This is a genomic window from Marinicella meishanensis (assembly GCF_019931145.1).
Lineage (GTDB): Bacteria > Pseudomonadota > Gammaproteobacteria > Xanthomonadales > Marinicellaceae > Marinicella > Marinicella meishanensis.
Map to the genome: position 1 here is coordinate 56,072 of NZ_JAIOUV010000001.1, position 15,441 is coordinate 71,512.

The window sequence follows — 15,441 nt, forward strand, 5'->3', positions numbered from 1 at the left end:
CCCTATATCAACCCATTGGCTCGCTGATTGCATTTTGGTCCGAACGCTCAGGCACCGAACAAATTTGGCTCAGCGATGGCAATGTCCCACAACAACTGACCCAAATCCCCATCGACCAATATCCAGGACAAACGCATGAACAGTGCACTGTATTTTTGTTCCGGACAAACCTGGCCCAGCGGGGACATGACCACTTCGTGGCGCCCCGGTGATGATCAGGAAGAGATCGTGCGCCTGTTGCTGCAAGCCGGCGGCAATCCCAACGCCAAAAACGCCGCGGGTTTGAGTCCCTATGATTTGGCCAACGAACAACGTAAACAGGGTGCCTTGCCCATCATGGAATTTTTCATGATCTTGGCCCACCGGCTGAAACAAACGGATTGAAGCCCCCAGTTTGGGGAACCCTGACTGGCCTGACGGGGTCCAATGCATTCTGCTATCGGATCGGAGTTACTCATGCGCATGGTTTTCTGCTTTTTGTTATTCAGCTTTCACTCGTTGGCTGTGGCCGGTTCGCCCGCCGCCGCCCACGCCACCCAATCACAAGAAGTGGAGACCACCGCCAACGATGGGGTGCGGGTTTTCGGTGAACAATACTTCGGGACATTGGATGCCAAAGCACCGTTGATCCTGTTGTTCCACCAAGCCGGTTCCAATGGTCGTGGCGAATATGGCGACCTCATTCCCTGGTTACAGGCCGCTGGCTTCCGCGCCATTGCCTGGGACCTGAGATCAGGCAAAGCCCGCTTTGATCACGACAACCGCACAGCCAGTGCGCTGAACTCGACAGAAAAAATATCTTATTGTGATGTCAGCCCCGATTTGCAGGCTGCTTTGGATTATGTGGTTCAGCAAGATTTGGCCGAAAAAGTAGTCGTTTGGGGCAGTTCCTACACCGCTTCATTGGTCTTTAAATTGGCCGCAGACAATCCCCAACGGATCGCTGGCGTGGCCGCTTTTTCACCGGCTGCCGGTGGCCCCATGGTGGATTGTCGGGCCCGGATGTGGGTTGACCAAGTGCAAGCCCCGGTGATTGTTTTTCGACCGGAAAAAGAAATGGAACTGGCCTCTTCCCAGGAACAGCGAGACATCCTGGTCGCTGCCGGCGCCGAGTTTCATGTCATCGCCAATGCGGTGCATGGCTCATCGATGTTGGTGGATGCCCGCTCCAAGCATGACATGCAAGCCGCCCGAGACACCGTTGAACAGTGGCTCAAAGGACTGCAATGAGCCCCCAATGACTTAAAGTCGGCTGAGTAAGGCCAGATCTGAGACCTGGCCATTTGTTAATATTTTGTTAATTTTTGATTGACACGATTTGTGGCGGTTGTTAACATCCCTCCCCCCTTGAATTTTCGGCTGATCAGGCCGCAACTGAAAACAACGGAACAAAAATGCCCAATGTGATTTTTGACAATGCCAAACAAACTGTTCAGCGGCGTGGAACCGACGCCCAGCTGCGCATGCATCCGTTGTGGAGCAAGCAGTAACAACGCCTTTCAAAATTCTGAAAGGCCGTGGATGACCTTTCAGGAAACCAGATTTTATAAGCCCTGAGGTTGTCCCCGAAGGGCTTTTTTTATGCCCGCAAAAAATGTGAGGAAGTAGCTCAGTGGTAGAGCAGTGATTACCCTTCGCCAGGCGGCACATGGGGTTCCTGATTTCGCTTCGAACGCACAGGTCGCAGGTTCGAATCCTGCCTTCCTCGCCAAATGATAAAAGATGAATGAAGTAGCAAATAGGGAAGTAGTTCAGTGGTAGAGCGCCGGATTATTTTTACCCTCCGCTGGGAAGCAAACAGGGTTCCTTTAAAATTTTCCAGATTCCGGATGTCGCAGGTTCGAGTCCTGCCTTCCCTGCCAATTCAACATCCAAATTATGGGGAAGTAGCTCAGTGGTAGAGCCGTGAACTTTTTTACCCTTCGCCATCAGTTGTTATAAACTGAAGCACCAAGGGTTCCTAAAAAATTCCTACTTCATGGGTCGCAGGTTCGAATCCTGCCTTCCCCGCCATATTTAACAAGGAGAATGACCATGGAACAAGCCACATTAAGATTATTCAAAGCGGTTCAAGTTGACAACCAAACCAAGGGCGGCACACTACTGAATACCGAAGAACGATTCATCAAACAGGGATACGTGTTGGATGGTGCGATCAATCCCACCCATCAATTGTTGGCCGCCATCGATGCGGTCATCGGTTTATCGGGTGAACAAGCCAATGCGGCATTTCACAAGTCTTGGAAAACCATTGAAGCAGCTGATATGGCAGTGTTGGTGAAACAGCAAGTGCTGCACTACTTGACCACTTACGGTTTTCAGTATGATGGAATCTATGATGACCACACCATTTACATTCCCAATGAATTGTTGAACGTGCCTGTCCTGACCAAGGACTTGCCGATCACTGTGGTCAAGGCCATGACGGCGGATGAGATATTGGCTGGGATCATCAAACTGAGCTCAGGCATCGCTTTGTCGGCGCAATCATTGGCAGACATCATGAGCATCGTCGAAGGCAACGCGTATGACAGTGACTTCATCAAGCAAATCAAGAACCGAGAACTGGTGGCCTTGTTGAATGACCATTATGACATCGTGCCGGATGAGCCAGTGGCATTCTTGCGTTATGTGGTCAGCAAGTTAACCGATCAGTCATTGCTGATAAAAAATGAAGCCTTGATCAAGCAAATGGAACAAGCCAATGGCAAGTTTTTGGATTTGTTGATGAAAGACGCGCCTGCCAACCTGGCGTCCATTTTCTTCCGTTTCAAACCCTTGTTTTTGGCCATGAAAAAAGCCAGTAAGAATAAATCGGTTTTTAATCAGTTGCGCAGGGATGCTGATGCCATGCACGTGCCCTTACCGGTTGACTACCTGGGTCAGGTCACTGCCATGATCAAAAATCAGCAATTGGATTTCAATGAATTGGCGGCGCAATTAAAAACCGCCAATGTGTTCAAAAAAATCCGTTTGGCTTACGCCCTGAAATATCGATTGAACTACCAACAATCAATTCTGTATAAAGTGCGTAACGGCCGCGGCTGGGCCACTGATTTCAGTTGGTCATCGGCCCATGATCAAGTGACCCAAGGTGCTTATGACCGCGTCATTGCAGCCGTCATCGAGGACCTCAAAGCCCAAGTGAATGGCCAACAGTTTTTCATTCCGGACAATGTATTTTATGCCTTGCCAGCGACTGAAAAACAGTTCACCGGTCACTTGCCCACAGGCAGTTATGTGGTGGTGCCGGAAGACATCATTGTCGGCATCCATTGGCAGAACACCCAAAAAACGGTGGATTTGGATTTGGCCGTGATTGGTGAATCCGGAAAAATCGGTTGGGATGCGGGTTACCGATCCGGTGACAACCAGGTGTTGTTTTCCGGTGATGTGACCAGTGCGCCGGCGCCGTTGGGAGCAACTGAGCTGTTTTACCTGAAACAAGGTCCTCAGGAACCCAGAATTTTGACCGTGAATTATTATAATTTCACGCAGTCAGATGAGGTCGATTGCAAAATATTGGTGGCCCAGGAACAGCCCAAAAACTTTGGCAAAAACCATGTGGTTGATGTCAATAACTTGGTGGCTTCGGCAACCATCAAAATTGACAAAAGACAAAATGTCATTGGTTTGGTGACCCAAGTGGATGGCGAAAATCGAGTGTATTTCAGCAACAGCAGTGTCGGCAATGCCATCACTTCTCGCGCCAGCAGCAACGCCACACACATCAGGAAATACCTGGTGGGTGTGACCTTAAGCTCGATCGATTTTCGCGACATTTTGACCCAAGCTGGTGCCAAAGTCTTCTCTGAATTATCCGGTGAGGACTGTGTGGATTTGTCCCCAGAAGCCTTGGACAAAACCACCTTTTTGAAGCTGTTGATGGGTGATTGAGACCAAGGTGCGGCATCTGTCGCACCTTGGTTTTTATATAAATTGTGACAAAACACAGAGGAATGAAATGGATTTTTACCAACGATTCAAAACACAGGCAGAGATTTTGCAGCAAAACAAATGGTACATGTCTGACCAATTGGTGAAGGACAAAATCAAGGCCCTTGAGTACATTGGTTTACATGGCCAACCCACCGATGTGCCACATTTAATGAGGTATGTCTCTGACACCAAAAACAAGGCCATTCGGTCAGCCGCCGCACAGACCATCGCCACCTTATTGGATGACCAAACAAAACCGGTGGATTGGCTGAGGCTGTATCATGGCTGTCACTTCAGTTATGAGTTTGATGCCAAACAATCGCTGCATAAATTGACGGGATTTCCAGCCGACCAAGCAGCCCATTTGTTTGGCCTGATGACTTTGCATCGCGACGGTTTCATTCGTGAAGCGGCCCTGCAGCGACTCAAGCAATGCCAGTCAGACAATGCCTTGCCATACATCTTGATGCGGCTGAATGATTGGGTGCCCCAAGTCCAAAAAATCGCCCGGGACATGTTCCTGCAATGCTTGCCTGCGCTGTCATTACAACAATTGACCAGACGACATGACTTATTTGCCTGGTTGGCCAGATCAACCCGACATGACCTGACGCACGTCACCCAACAGGTGACTGCACATATGGGCCGTACAGAACACAGGGGGGCGTTGTTGGACATCTTGATTGCCGGACCATACCATGAACGGTTGTTTTGTCTGAAACACATGCCCCAAAACATCAATCGACTGAGTGAGTTGATTGGCGTCGCCTTGCAAGACCCGGCCCCAGAAATCAGGCAATGGGGCGCTCGAAAATTACCCCAAGATGCCTTGTTTGTGCCCCGCATCAAAAAGCTGCTCAAGGACAAAGCCACGCGGGTCAGAATCGCTGCGCTCAGGCGGATACCTGAGAACCATTGGCCAGATTACACCGATGTGCTCAAACTGGCGGTTTTTGATGGGTGTCGTTCGATCAGAGAAAGCGCCCGGTTTGCTCTCAAACACATTGGCGTGTTTGCGGATAACAATGATCTTGCGGCCCTTTACCGCCAGCGGCTGCACAGTGAACAACCCATCACAGTTGGCATCATCGCCGGACTGGGAGAAACTGGGACCATTGATGACAGCAAATTGTTGACAGGATATTTGTCTGACAGCAGAAGTAAAATCAGGGCCGCCGCCTTGCTGGCTTTACAGCAAATCAATGCAACAGGCATGGAAGCCCGTTTGATCAATGGCTTGAAGGATGTGGGCAAAGTCAGAAAGCTGTGTTCAGCCATCTTGATTGAACACCCACCCAAAGACCTGGATGCGTTGATTGCGGTCAGTGAACAAGGCTCATCAGGCAGCCGCAAAGAAGCCTTTAAAGTCTTGCACTCGCTGGGTGGGTTAGAAGCCTTGAAATACATATTGATATTCATCTTGGATGAAGACCCAGACCTCGCCGACTTTGCCGCCGTTTATTATGACCACTGGTTTGAGAAATTTGGCACCATGCCATGGTTTATCCACAACAAGGAAACCTGGCAAGAGGTGATGGACGTTTGGGACAAACTCAACCACAAGATCCCTGATTATCATCCGGGTATGGATCGCTTGTTGCGCTCATTGGGTTGAGTGGTCAGAGGCACTGCCATTCAAAACTGGCAATTGGCCAAACCCCCATGCCAAATCAGCGTGGGGGCTTGCCCTTTAGGGATTACTCAACCATACAAAGGCCGTTGAGATTGTGGCCATCCAGATCACGGAAGTAAAACCCTGGTTCTATAGGCTGGCATGTGGTTCATGACCATGGATTTGGCAAGCTCAATGCTTCATGGAAGATAAATGGTGTTGTATCCGCTGCATGGCTGGATCGATGTTGTTTTGAAAATCCAGAGCATTGGGCTCAGCACCCAGCTCCGGAGCGATCCATAAGCGGCTGTCTTGCGAATTGAATCCGCCTTGCCAGTAATTGTTGGAGACACTGGCCACCACCCCAGAATAAGGTAACCTGAACATGTTGCCTTCGGCTATGAAATTCGGTCGGGTGCCAGTCGGCTCACCAACAAATATGGCATCAGACCATTTATCCAATGCTGCAATAGGCGGCATGGTGGCAGAGAACGTATTTCTGCCGATGATGATGAATAAGCGGTTGGGCCGGTTGTATGGTGACTTCAACAGATTTTTGACCAAGTTTCTGGCCACATTGGCATTACCGCCATTGTTGAGCCTGACATCAATGACCACAGCTTGGGCCTCGAGTTGTTGGGCATCGGCCAAAAACGCCTCGGTGAATTGTGCCAAAGTCTGATCGGCTTGATCACGCATGTTGTTGATTTGCATGTACATGATTTGGTCTTTATCTAAATGGGTTTTCCAAAAAGTTTGCTCGGGGTGTTTTAAAAACAGTGGCTTGGGATTTTTGGCCTGAGCATTCATGTGCACCCAGTCGTCAGCTGCCACACTGGACATCAAATTCATCATGTCCAAGGGCTCCTGTGCTTCAATCGTGACCTCTTTGATTTGGTTTGACTCATCCTCAACCGTCAAGGCCACCCGATCAACAGCAGGCGTCACACCCACCCCGTGCAGCACTTCCGGTACCCGCAAAAACCATGGCAATTGCCACTTAAACTGGAAGGCATTGTCCAGGCCAACCAATGGCTCTGACCGAAAAATTTCTGCCACAGCGGCCACATTCTTGTCACCGACTTTCACCACTTTATGACCAACCAAATTATGGTACTTGGGGTGAGCAGCGCGAATAAATAAATCATCTCCAAAGAAATAAAACTCCAGTGGCAGCATGTGATAAGGGTGTTCCAATTTCATACCGAACAAAGGGGTAGCATATGAATGACTGTCCATCGCCAGTGCACCGATTTTTTGGAATTCAAGCAAAACCTCAGACAACGACTTTCCAGGGATTTGGTCATACAAGGTTTTGATCTTTTGGTTCCATTCAGCTTCTGTGGTGTGGTGAAACAGATCGTGATGAGATCGCTCAAATCGATTTTTTAAAAACAACAGATCATTTCGCCAGCCACTGACTGGGTCTTTGGTTGTTGCTTGATCAATCCCCAACATTTCGGCGAACTGTTTTTGTGGGCGTAATTGGGCAAAGATGGGGTCTTGTAAAGCGATATTGATGTAATTGGGTGACAGATCGATGCCTTGGGACAAATGCAGATAGGCCATGCTTTTGTCATCTTGTTTGGCGGCAATTTTGGCCAAGTAATAATGCGCGTGACCACTGTTGCTTGAGATGCCGTATTGCAATGCCCGTTGAAAATTGATTTGGGCGTTGGCCAAATCGTCACTATAAAAATAGGCTCGACCAAGCCTGTAGAAAAAGTCGCCATGATACGGACTGGCCTGTGTTAACACTTCATATGCATTGATCGCTGCTGGCCAGTTTTCATTGAAATAGGCCTGTTCGGCTGTTTCCAGCAGGGTGGCTTTGGCGAAACCAGTTCCGGACAGCCAGGCCAGCATGACGATCAACGCCAAGTCATTGAATGGTTTTTTCATGGGTATTCCTCACTTGTTTGAAAACAACAAATTGAACACCATGCGGTAGAACAGATCGACTTCCTGGGTTTAGGAGGTCACTTTTTTTTGCGAATTTTTGAATTGGCTGGGTGACGAGCCCATGACTTTTCGAAAAGCCCGGTAAAAGGCTGACTTGCTGTTGAAACCACAATCCATCGAGATTGACAACATTGACTTCTCAGAGGTCAACATCATCTGGCAGGCCTCTTTGATTCTCAATGCATTGATGAAATTGTAGAAATTGTCTCCTGATATTTCATTGATCACTTGAGACAGCTGATTTGGTTTGACTTCCAATAAGGATGCCAATTTTTGCAGTGTGAGGTCGGGGTCTGTAAACAGTTTATTGTGATTGAGGGTCGCCTCAAATTTGGCAAATATTCGCTGTTTATCCGTTGCAGTCAGCCCAGAGGTGAGGTACTTTTGGGCCTTGAGCTGAGGCAACAGCACCTTGGGTTTGACAAACATCACCAACGCATACAAATACATGATGAATGACAGCACCAATGAGCCGAGCCGGTCCGAATCTAAAAAGACCCGAAAACCCATGACTTGCAGAATGAACACGCCATACACCAATACCAGAACCATCACCTTGAACCACAAAATGGCCGACAACCCATGCAAGTTGTGGATGGCTTCCTGATTCAAGTCAGAGCGCTTTTTCTGATGTTTGAGGTCATGCAGTATGTAAAGCATGTAGACCAAATAATGCACACCTTTAAATCCAGCAAATAAGGCCACAGAGGCAGGGATACCGTTGGTTCTTCTGGCCGTTATGTAGGCAGATTTGAGTTCCATTGGTTGCAAATAAAATGACAGGTAAATCAAGACAAACGCCACGAAGGGTAAAAAGTGTCCGTATGTAGACCATTGTTTAAACACATTGTTGCTGATAAAAATGGACCGGTAATGCGCCAACATCAAAGGACCAAACAACAATGGAATGGTTTCTTCCATCCGATACAGCTTCAATTTGAGGTTGGGGTGATTGATTGACAACAAATCAGCAAAGAGGATCAGCACAGAACAGGCAATCAACAAATTGAGTGATATGAGGGTGTCCTTTTTGTGTTGCATCAAAGACAGGGCCAGCAACAAAAACAGTCCTTGTATGATGCCCAAGTAAAGGATGATATGTGTCATTCAGCAACCCTGTGTTCAATCAGTTATGCAACAAATCTTATGGGTTGAAAGCGTTGATGACAAGCCCTTAAGTGAAAATCAATGCGGCCAGAATTGACGGTGACATACCGAAATTTTGACCGCATCAATCAATCATTTAATGGGCAATCAGGTTTATTCAACCATGCAAAAGGCGTTGAGTTTGTTGCCATCCAGATCACGAAAGTAACCGGCGTAGAAGCCCTTGTTGGCTTCGGGTGGACGAAATCCGGGTTGGCCTTCATCGGTACCGCCCAACTCCAGGGCTTTCTGATAAAAGGCATCCACTTGTTCAGGGGTTTCCAAGTACAAGGCGACCATGTTGCCATTGCCTACGGTGGCTGCTTCTTGATTGAATGGGATGGTGACCGAGACGCCTGGGGCATTCTGCCCAGGCGACCAGGCCACAAAATAATTGTCTTCTTCCAAAAATCGACCGACCCCGATCGATTTGAACAATGCATCATAGTAAGCGGTGGCGCGGGGCAAGTCATTGGTGCCCATGGTGACGTATCCAATCATGTTGATTTCTCCTGTGTTGTGAAAAGAAATGCCACTGTAACAAGGGTCTGCTGACAGCATGGTGTCAGCAGTGTTTTGCTACACTATACTCAAGTGCTCAAGATGCCATCAGGAATGCGTTTAATGACCAGAATTTTCAAGCCCGTTCCAATTCGCTGCACTGTGGATTTCCCGGTCAAGCCGGGTAATGACGAATATTTTTTTATTAAGATTTGAATCAACCAGAACCCAAATGAATGTGACAGGAATGAACCCAAAGGTTAAACCATGAGACGTGCCGATCGCTTGATGAAAATCACCCATTTTTTGCGTCAGCATCGCCAAGCCGTGACCGCCAGACAAGTGGCGGAACACTTTTCGATTTGTCAACGCACGGTGTACCGGGACATCCAATGCCTGATGGATTCGGGGGTGCCGATCCGGGGCGAGGCTGGCGTCGGATACACCATCGACAAACAGTATTTCATGCCACCCATCGCCTTTGATGCCGATGAATTGGAAGCCATCGCCCTGGGCATCAGCATGGTGCGCCAATGGACCGATCAACGCTTTGCCGACAAAGCCAACAGTGCCCTGGACAAGGTGCAAGCGGTGCTGCCGGCCAGTCTGCAAGGCGAGCTGCAACAAATCACCACCTATGCCGTACCCAACCGCCCTGCGGTGCCGTGGTCGGTGAATTTTTCTGACTTGCGGGAGCACATCCGCAAGGGGCAAAAAATTGATTTGGCCTATGCCGATGAACGGGGACAACACACCAACCGCACCGTGCGGCCACTGGCCTTGTTGTTTTTCAATCCAGTGTGGCTGCTCACCACCTGGTGTGAATTGCGCCAGGATTTCCGCAATTTTCGTTTGGATCGGATGCAAAAGTTAACCGCCAATGGTGACGTTTTTGCCGATGAGGCAGACAAGAATTTGGCCGCTTATTTGGCTTTGGTTAAAGAATGTCATGATCGGGCGTGAACCAACCAGCACTCAGTGTTGGGCGAATATCAGATAATAATAGCCATAGCCACTGAGCAGGATCATCCCGAAAGCCAGGGTGGAGGCATAAAACAAACGCATTGATCCGACGCGGGCGATGATGATCAGCTTCATGATGATGTTGGTGGTCATGGCCAGTAATATGGCCAATGCAGCCACCGGCATCAGTATTTCACCTACGTTGAATAATTCGGTGACCGAAAAAGTAACCACCCGCAAACTGGCAAAACCACCCAAAGCTGACGTGATCATGACACCCACCGAACCGAGTATCCTGGCCGCCAAAGCAATCACAATCAATCCCAAAGAAATCAACGCCGCAAAGGTCAAGGTGCTTTTCAGGGAAATGGGGTTGTCCACAGACAAGGGCACGTCCTCTGCATCGCTGGGGTTGCGACTAACCAGCATCAAGGTCAAGGCAATGAGGATACCCACCGCCGCGGGGATTCCTAACAACAAAGTCAGTTGCCAGGTGATTTGATCGGCAATGATGGCCACCACCATGATCTGGATAAGCAAGGAAGACACCTCTGCCAACACCAAAGCCCCCACCGACAACATCACCCCAGTTGACTGGGTTTTGGATTTGATGGCCAAGCCCAAAGTGGTGGCGGTGGCTGAGACGAAACCACCCAAAAATCCGGTGAGCAAGAGGCCCCATTTTTGTCCCATTTGGCGCAATGCGATGTAACTGAAAAACTGGACGCCAGCAATCAACACAAACAACAACCAAATTCGGGTGGGGTGGATCAGTCCCCATGGGTCGATGTAGTCATTGGGCAACAAGGGTAAAATGACAAAGGCACTGATCAAGAAGGTCACCGCGGCCGACATTTCCTGTCTTGATATCCCCGTTCTGACGAATTCTCGCAAGCGGTTCCTGATGGCCAACACACCAAACACCACCACCCCCAAGATCACCGCCAGTTGTCCATTGTCATGGGCCATGTAGCCAAGCACAAAAGTGATGATGGCGGCCATGGCCGAGGTGCCCGCCACCGACAAGGTCCGATCGGCCGCATCCCACCGCACATCGTTGAGCAACACAATCAGGCACACAAAGACGCTGATGATGACCAGCAGAATGGTTTGGTTGATGGCAGCTGTCAAAGCACCCAACAAACCAATCAAAGGCAAAGTTCTGGCGCCCAGCACCGAGCGCAGGCCTTTTTTGCTTTGTGAGCGTTCACGTTCAACACCGATCAGCAAACCGATCACCAGGGCTGTCAAAAAGGGGCTGAATTGCTGAAACATGGGTGCATGATGACAAATAACGATCCTGCAGTTTAGCAAAGGGGGATGATCTGTGGCGTCAAATTCATGCCCAATTGGCGGATATTCTGCTTGGGTCAATGGGCATCAAGGGTTGAATCCAGCAGGCTACACCCCTGCTTGCATCAGACCAAAATGACATGCTGCGAACCTGCCAATGGGTCAAAATGTGACGCGTGCATTAACGATCGACCAACCATCTGATATACACTGGGGCACACTGAATTTCATTTGGGTGGGCAAAATGACCAACAAAATTCGTCTATTGGCCGCTGGTTTGATGGTCTGTGCGATGTGTTCAACATCCGCATTGGAATTCACTGTCAACACCACAGCAGACACAACCGATCTGACTTTGGGCAACGGTGTCTGTGCTGACATCAATGGTGATTGCAGCCTGCGAGCGGCCATCATGGAAGCCAACCAAAACCTCACTGCCGACACCATATACTTGCCGCGCAACGCCGTGTATTTCTTGAGCTTGACCGATGTCGTCACCGACACCCAAGCTTTTGGTGATTTGGACATCAGCAGTGACTTGACCATCAGCATTGAAAATCCAGGCATTCCGGCCGCCAGTGTGACCGAAATACCGATCATCAGCGCCAATGGCATCGATCGGGTGTTCGAAGTAACCGATGCCAACAGCGTGACATTTTTTGCGGTGTCAATCATCAATGGGGATGCCACAGCCGGAACCAACATCAGCCAACTGGGTGGGGGCATCAAAGTGGCCGACACGGTGAATCAGTTTAATCTGTTGAATTCGATCATGTGGTTCAATCGAGCCGAGCAAGGCGCGGGCATTCATTCACGGGCCAGTAACAGCTTGATCAGCCTATCAGACATCTCCTTCAACACCTTGGTGCAAGGCACCAGCAATGCCGATGGCTTGGCCATTTACAACGCAGGAGGCAGCATGCAAATTCAATTCAGCTCCCTGCACAACAACACCCTGGATGCCAGTGTGATTTCCTGCAGCAAAAACACCATCAGACACAACAATACCAGCCAAGAAATGCGGCTGTTCAACACCAGCGTGCTTGAAAATGGCATCTTGGCCGATGGCACCATGCAAACCTGTGTCAACGGCATTTACAGCCAAAATGGCAGCCTGACTTTGATCAACGCCACGATCAACAACAACGCTGGAGCCGGGCTTGGATTTTTTGACTTCAATGGCAATCTGGAAACCCTGTTTGTGCGCAACAGCATCATCGCCAATCAAGGGGTCAGTGATTGCACCACAATCAACTCAGGAGTGATCAATTTTGGTGATGGCAACGGCGGACACAACATCACCTCGGACTTCAGTTGTCATTTACCCAGCGGAGCCAATAACATGGAGAACACCGACCCGCTGTTGAATGCCCCAAAATCGGCCTTCGGTAACAGCTTGGTGCTGTTGCATCAAGAGCCTTTGCCTTGGAGCCCGGCGGTTGATCAAGGCAGTCCCTTACCGGTCAATGTGGGCAATCCCAATGCTTGCCAGCAGTTGGACCAAAGATTGGTCACACGCCCGATCGATGGCGATTTCGATGCCAGCGCGGTTTGTGACATCGGTGCAGTGGAATACAACTTGGATCTGATTTTCTTGGATGATTTTGAGTAAACTGGTGCTTAATGTGGAATGCACTCAACCTTGCGATTGCCCTGAAATTGCTGTTAATTTCACGACCCAGGTAGTAAATTAATTGGGTGAGCATTCAAGCCTGAGGAGGCCAGCATGAAACCATCCATCAATCCTGTCAAAAACGGTCCTTTGAAAGTGGAAGGGGTGACAGAAATCCACCGCAATGGGCAAAGCCAAGCGGTCGACGGGCCCTTGTTTTTGTGTCGTTGTGGACAATCAGAGAACAAACCTTTTTGTGATGGTTCACACAGCCGGGTGGGCTTTGATGACAGCCGGCCCGACAACCCCGATGATGAACGGCTGACCTTTAAACAAGCGCGCTTGACCGTGTATGAAAACGTCGCCATCTGTTGCCACGCCGGCAACTGCCCCAAAGGCAAACCAGACCAATGGGACCTGGCCGATGTCGGGGCCATGATCAACATCGTGCGCTCTTGCCCTTCGGGCGCTTTGAGTTATGCCCTGGATGACATCGAGCACCGCGATGTTGAGCGCGAAGCCAAGCTGATCGTGGATGATTTGAGTCCGATTAAAGTCGAAGGTGCCATCGAGTTGCGCAACACCACCTGGGGTGATGGCGCTTCTCAAGAACACTACGCCTTGTGCACCTGTGGTCATTCAAAGATGAAGCCCTTCTGTGATGGCTCTCATGATGCGCTTTAAAACAGTGATTGAATCGACAAATTAGCTGGAATTCAATTTAATTCAGCCATTTTGGTGGTTAACCCAATGGCTCGTGTGATATCTTGGTGACGATGTCATTTCATGGAGCATTGCAATGATCAACGTATTTTTGATGATTTGGACTGGGGTGTTTGGGTTACAGCACAGTCAGTCAGCTGAGAATGAGGCGTCTGTCTTTGGTGCCGAAATATTGCTCAGTTATGTGCTTGATTTGGATTCACCTGGCACACCATCGGCCACAGCACCAGGAGATTTCTTTGGGTTTTCATCGGCCACTGGAGATTTCAATGGAGATGGTATAGACGACTTGGCAGTGGGTATTCCAGGATGGGACTTTAACGTGGGGGTAGATGACACCGGCATGGTGATGGTTGTGTATGGAACATTCAATGGCATTCCCAGTCAATCGGTGGAATTGACCCAAAGTTTGCTGCTTGATTCGGATGGTCTGGAACCGGGAGACTTGTTTGGTGGCACATTGGCCGTTGGTGATTTTGATGGCGATGGCTATGATGATTTGGTGGTGGGAACAGAAAATGAGGACGTCACCACTGACTTCAATGACCCCAACAACACGACTTTTGTGAATGCCGGGGCAATCAATATATTTTACGGCAGCAGCAGCGGCATTGAAACAGATTCTGATTACATTCACATCGACATCGATGACCCGTTCAGCGGTGACTTGTTACAAGACGAAGCCCGCTTTGGACATGCCTTGACAGTGGGTAATTTCAATAATGATGACTGGGACGATTTGGTGGTCAGTGTGCATCGACAAGATGTGGTGTTTGATGACATCAACAATCCTGTGATGGATGCCGGCATGGTGGTTATTTACAATGGTCATCCATTAGGAATCCGCAACACCGACAGAGACATCCTCAGTCAAGCCAATGGCGCACTTTCTGGAGTTCCTGAAGTGCAAGACTATTTTGGCATCAGTTTGGTCGCTGGTAATTTTAACAACGACGATTATGATGATTTGGTCATCGGCGTCCCTTACGAAGATTACAACGGTGTCATTGATGCAGGAATCGTACAAGTTCTGTATGGCGCATCCAATGGTTTGGTATTCAACAATGAAATTTGGTCTCAAGATGATTTATTCGGAGTGGTTTTAGAAGTCAACGACCTGTTTGGCTTTTCCATGACCACGGGTAACATCAATGGCGATGGGTTTGATGATTTGATCGTCAGCGCGGCTTATGAAGACATTGAGAGTTTGGTTGATGCCGGCGTGGTCCACTCCATCCTGGGTTCCAGTGGTGGATTACAAGTCGCCAGCAATCAAACCGTGTCACAGAACGATGGCACTTTGTTTGGAGTGGCTGAAACCGGTGATGTGTTTGGCTTGAGTTTGCACGCCGCTGATTTGAACTACGATGGTTTTGATGAGGTCATCATTGGCACCCCGTTTGAGGACACCGCCATGAATGCCGGAGGCATTGTGCATGTGATTTTTGGTACCGCTGGCGGCATGGACATCAATGACACCCAACATTTCCTGTCTGATGAATTGGACGCCAACTTCGGCTTTTCTTTGACCAGTGGCAATTATGGACAAGGCTCGACTTTGACCATGGGTAAACCCGGCAATGAATCCAATGACATGGATCCATTGGCTGGCTCCATATTTAATTTGGTCTACAAAAACCCTGACGTCATATTTAAAGATGGATTTGACCAGCCACCAAAGTTTTGATGA

13 protein-coding genes and 3 tRNA genes are annotated in these 15,441 nt (G+C 49.1%); 11 read left to right on the forward strand and 5 right to left on the reverse strand.

All coding sequences use genetic code 11. The annotated features are described in order from the left end of the window. Positions 1-47 precede the first annotated feature (47 nt). Positions 48-188 (reverse strand): hypothetical protein, encoded by a 141-nt coding sequence (locus K7G70_RS00235; RefSeq protein WP_223786579.1) that lies wholly within the window; start codon positions 186-188, stop codon positions 48-50. Between K7G70_RS00235 and K7G70_RS00240 the strand changes: the two genes are divergently transcribed. From K7G70_RS00240 to K7G70_RS00270, 7 genes are all read left to right on the forward strand, one after another. Then, entirely contained in the window at positions 187-384 is a 198-nt protein-coding gene (locus K7G70_RS00240) for an ankyrin repeat domain-containing protein (RefSeq protein WP_223786580.1), read from the forward strand. The genes K7G70_RS00235 and K7G70_RS00240 overlap by 2 nt on opposite strands. Positions 385-456: 72 nt before the next feature. Next, the gene (locus K7G70_RS00245) at positions 457-1,230 is read left to right on the forward strand and encodes an alpha/beta hydrolase (protein WP_223786581.1); all 774 of its coding nucleotides are present in this window, start codon (positions 457-459) and stop codon (positions 1,228-1,230) included. Between the two features lie 368 nt (positions 1,231-1,598). Next, a tRNA-Arg gene (locus K7G70_RS00250) sits at positions 1,599-1,711 on the forward strand. 29 nt (positions 1,712-1,740) lie between these two features. Next, positions 1,741-1,862 (forward strand) — tRNA-OTHER (locus tag K7G70_RS00255). A gap of 18 nt (positions 1,863-1,880) precedes the next feature. Further along, positions 1,881-2,013: transfer RNA gene (locus tag K7G70_RS00260), tRNA-OTHER, on the forward strand. A gap of 21 nt (positions 2,014-2,034) precedes the next feature. Continuing rightward, a complete protein-coding gene (locus K7G70_RS00265; RefSeq protein WP_223786582.1) occupies positions 2,035-3,897 on the forward strand; it encodes a hypothetical protein in 1,863 nt (620 codons plus the stop codon). 67 nt (positions 3,898-3,964) lie between these two features. Beyond that, positions 3,965-5,554 (forward strand): HEAT repeat domain-containing protein, encoded by a 1,590-nt coding sequence (locus K7G70_RS00270; protein ID WP_223786583.1) that lies wholly within the window; start codon positions 3,965-3,967, stop codon positions 5,552-5,554. 189 nt (positions 5,555-5,743) lie between these two features. Here K7G70_RS00270 and K7G70_RS00275 read toward each other — a convergent pair whose 3' ends face one another. The 3 genes from K7G70_RS00275 to K7G70_RS00285 form a co-directional block, all read right to left on the reverse strand. Then, a complete protein-coding gene (locus K7G70_RS00275) occupies positions 5,744-7,453 on the reverse strand; it encodes a TPR end-of-group domain-containing protein (RefSeq protein WP_223786584.1) in 1,710 nt (569 codons plus the stop codon). 69 nt (positions 7,454-7,522) lie between these two features. Next, positions 7,523-8,620, reverse strand: a complete 1,098-nt coding sequence (locus K7G70_RS00280) for a helix-turn-helix domain-containing protein (RefSeq protein ID WP_223786585.1) — start codon at positions 8,618-8,620, stop codon at positions 7,523-7,525. Positions 8,621-8,773: 153 nt separating this feature from the next. Beyond that, on the reverse strand, positions 8,774-9,160 hold the full coding sequence (locus K7G70_RS00285; RefSeq protein WP_223786586.1) for a VOC family protein: 387 nt from the start codon (positions 9,158-9,160) through the stop codon (positions 8,774-8,776). A 267-nt stretch (positions 9,161-9,427) separates the two neighbouring features. On the opposite strand from K7G70_RS00285, the gene K7G70_RS00290 reads away from it, so the two are divergent. Then, a complete protein-coding gene (locus tag K7G70_RS00290; protein ID WP_223786587.1) occupies positions 9,428-10,123 on the forward strand; it encodes a helix-turn-helix transcriptional regulator in 696 nt (231 codons plus the stop codon). A gap of 12 nt (positions 10,124-10,135) precedes the next feature. On the opposite strand, the gene K7G70_RS00295 is transcribed toward K7G70_RS00290, so the two are convergent. Continuing rightward, positions 10,136-11,398 (reverse strand): MgtC/SapB family protein, encoded by a 1,263-nt coding sequence (locus K7G70_RS00295; RefSeq protein ID WP_223786588.1) that lies wholly within the window; start codon positions 11,396-11,398, stop codon positions 10,136-10,138. A 262-nt stretch (positions 11,399-11,660) separates the two neighbouring features. Here K7G70_RS00295 and K7G70_RS00300 point away from each other — a divergent pair, with 262 nt between their 5' ends. From K7G70_RS00300 to K7G70_RS00310, 3 genes are all read left to right on the forward strand, one after another. Further along, positions 11,661-13,028: a choice-of-anchor Q domain-containing protein gene (locus K7G70_RS00300; protein ID WP_223786589.1), complete on the forward strand. Its 1,368-nt coding sequence runs from the start codon at positions 11,661-11,663 to the stop codon at positions 13,026-13,028. A 114-nt stretch (positions 13,029-13,142) separates the two neighbouring features. Continuing rightward, positions 13,143-13,712, forward strand: coding sequence for a CDGSH iron-sulfur domain-containing protein (locus tag K7G70_RS00305; RefSeq protein ID WP_223786590.1), 570 nt, complete (start codon positions 13,143-13,145; stop codon positions 13,710-13,712). A gap of 115 nt (positions 13,713-13,827) precedes the next feature. Further along, complete coding sequence (locus tag K7G70_RS00310; RefSeq protein WP_223786591.1) at positions 13,828-15,438, forward strand: integrin alpha; 1,611 nt, start codon at positions 13,828-13,830, stop codon at positions 15,436-15,438. Positions 15,439-15,441: the final 3 nt, after the last annotated feature.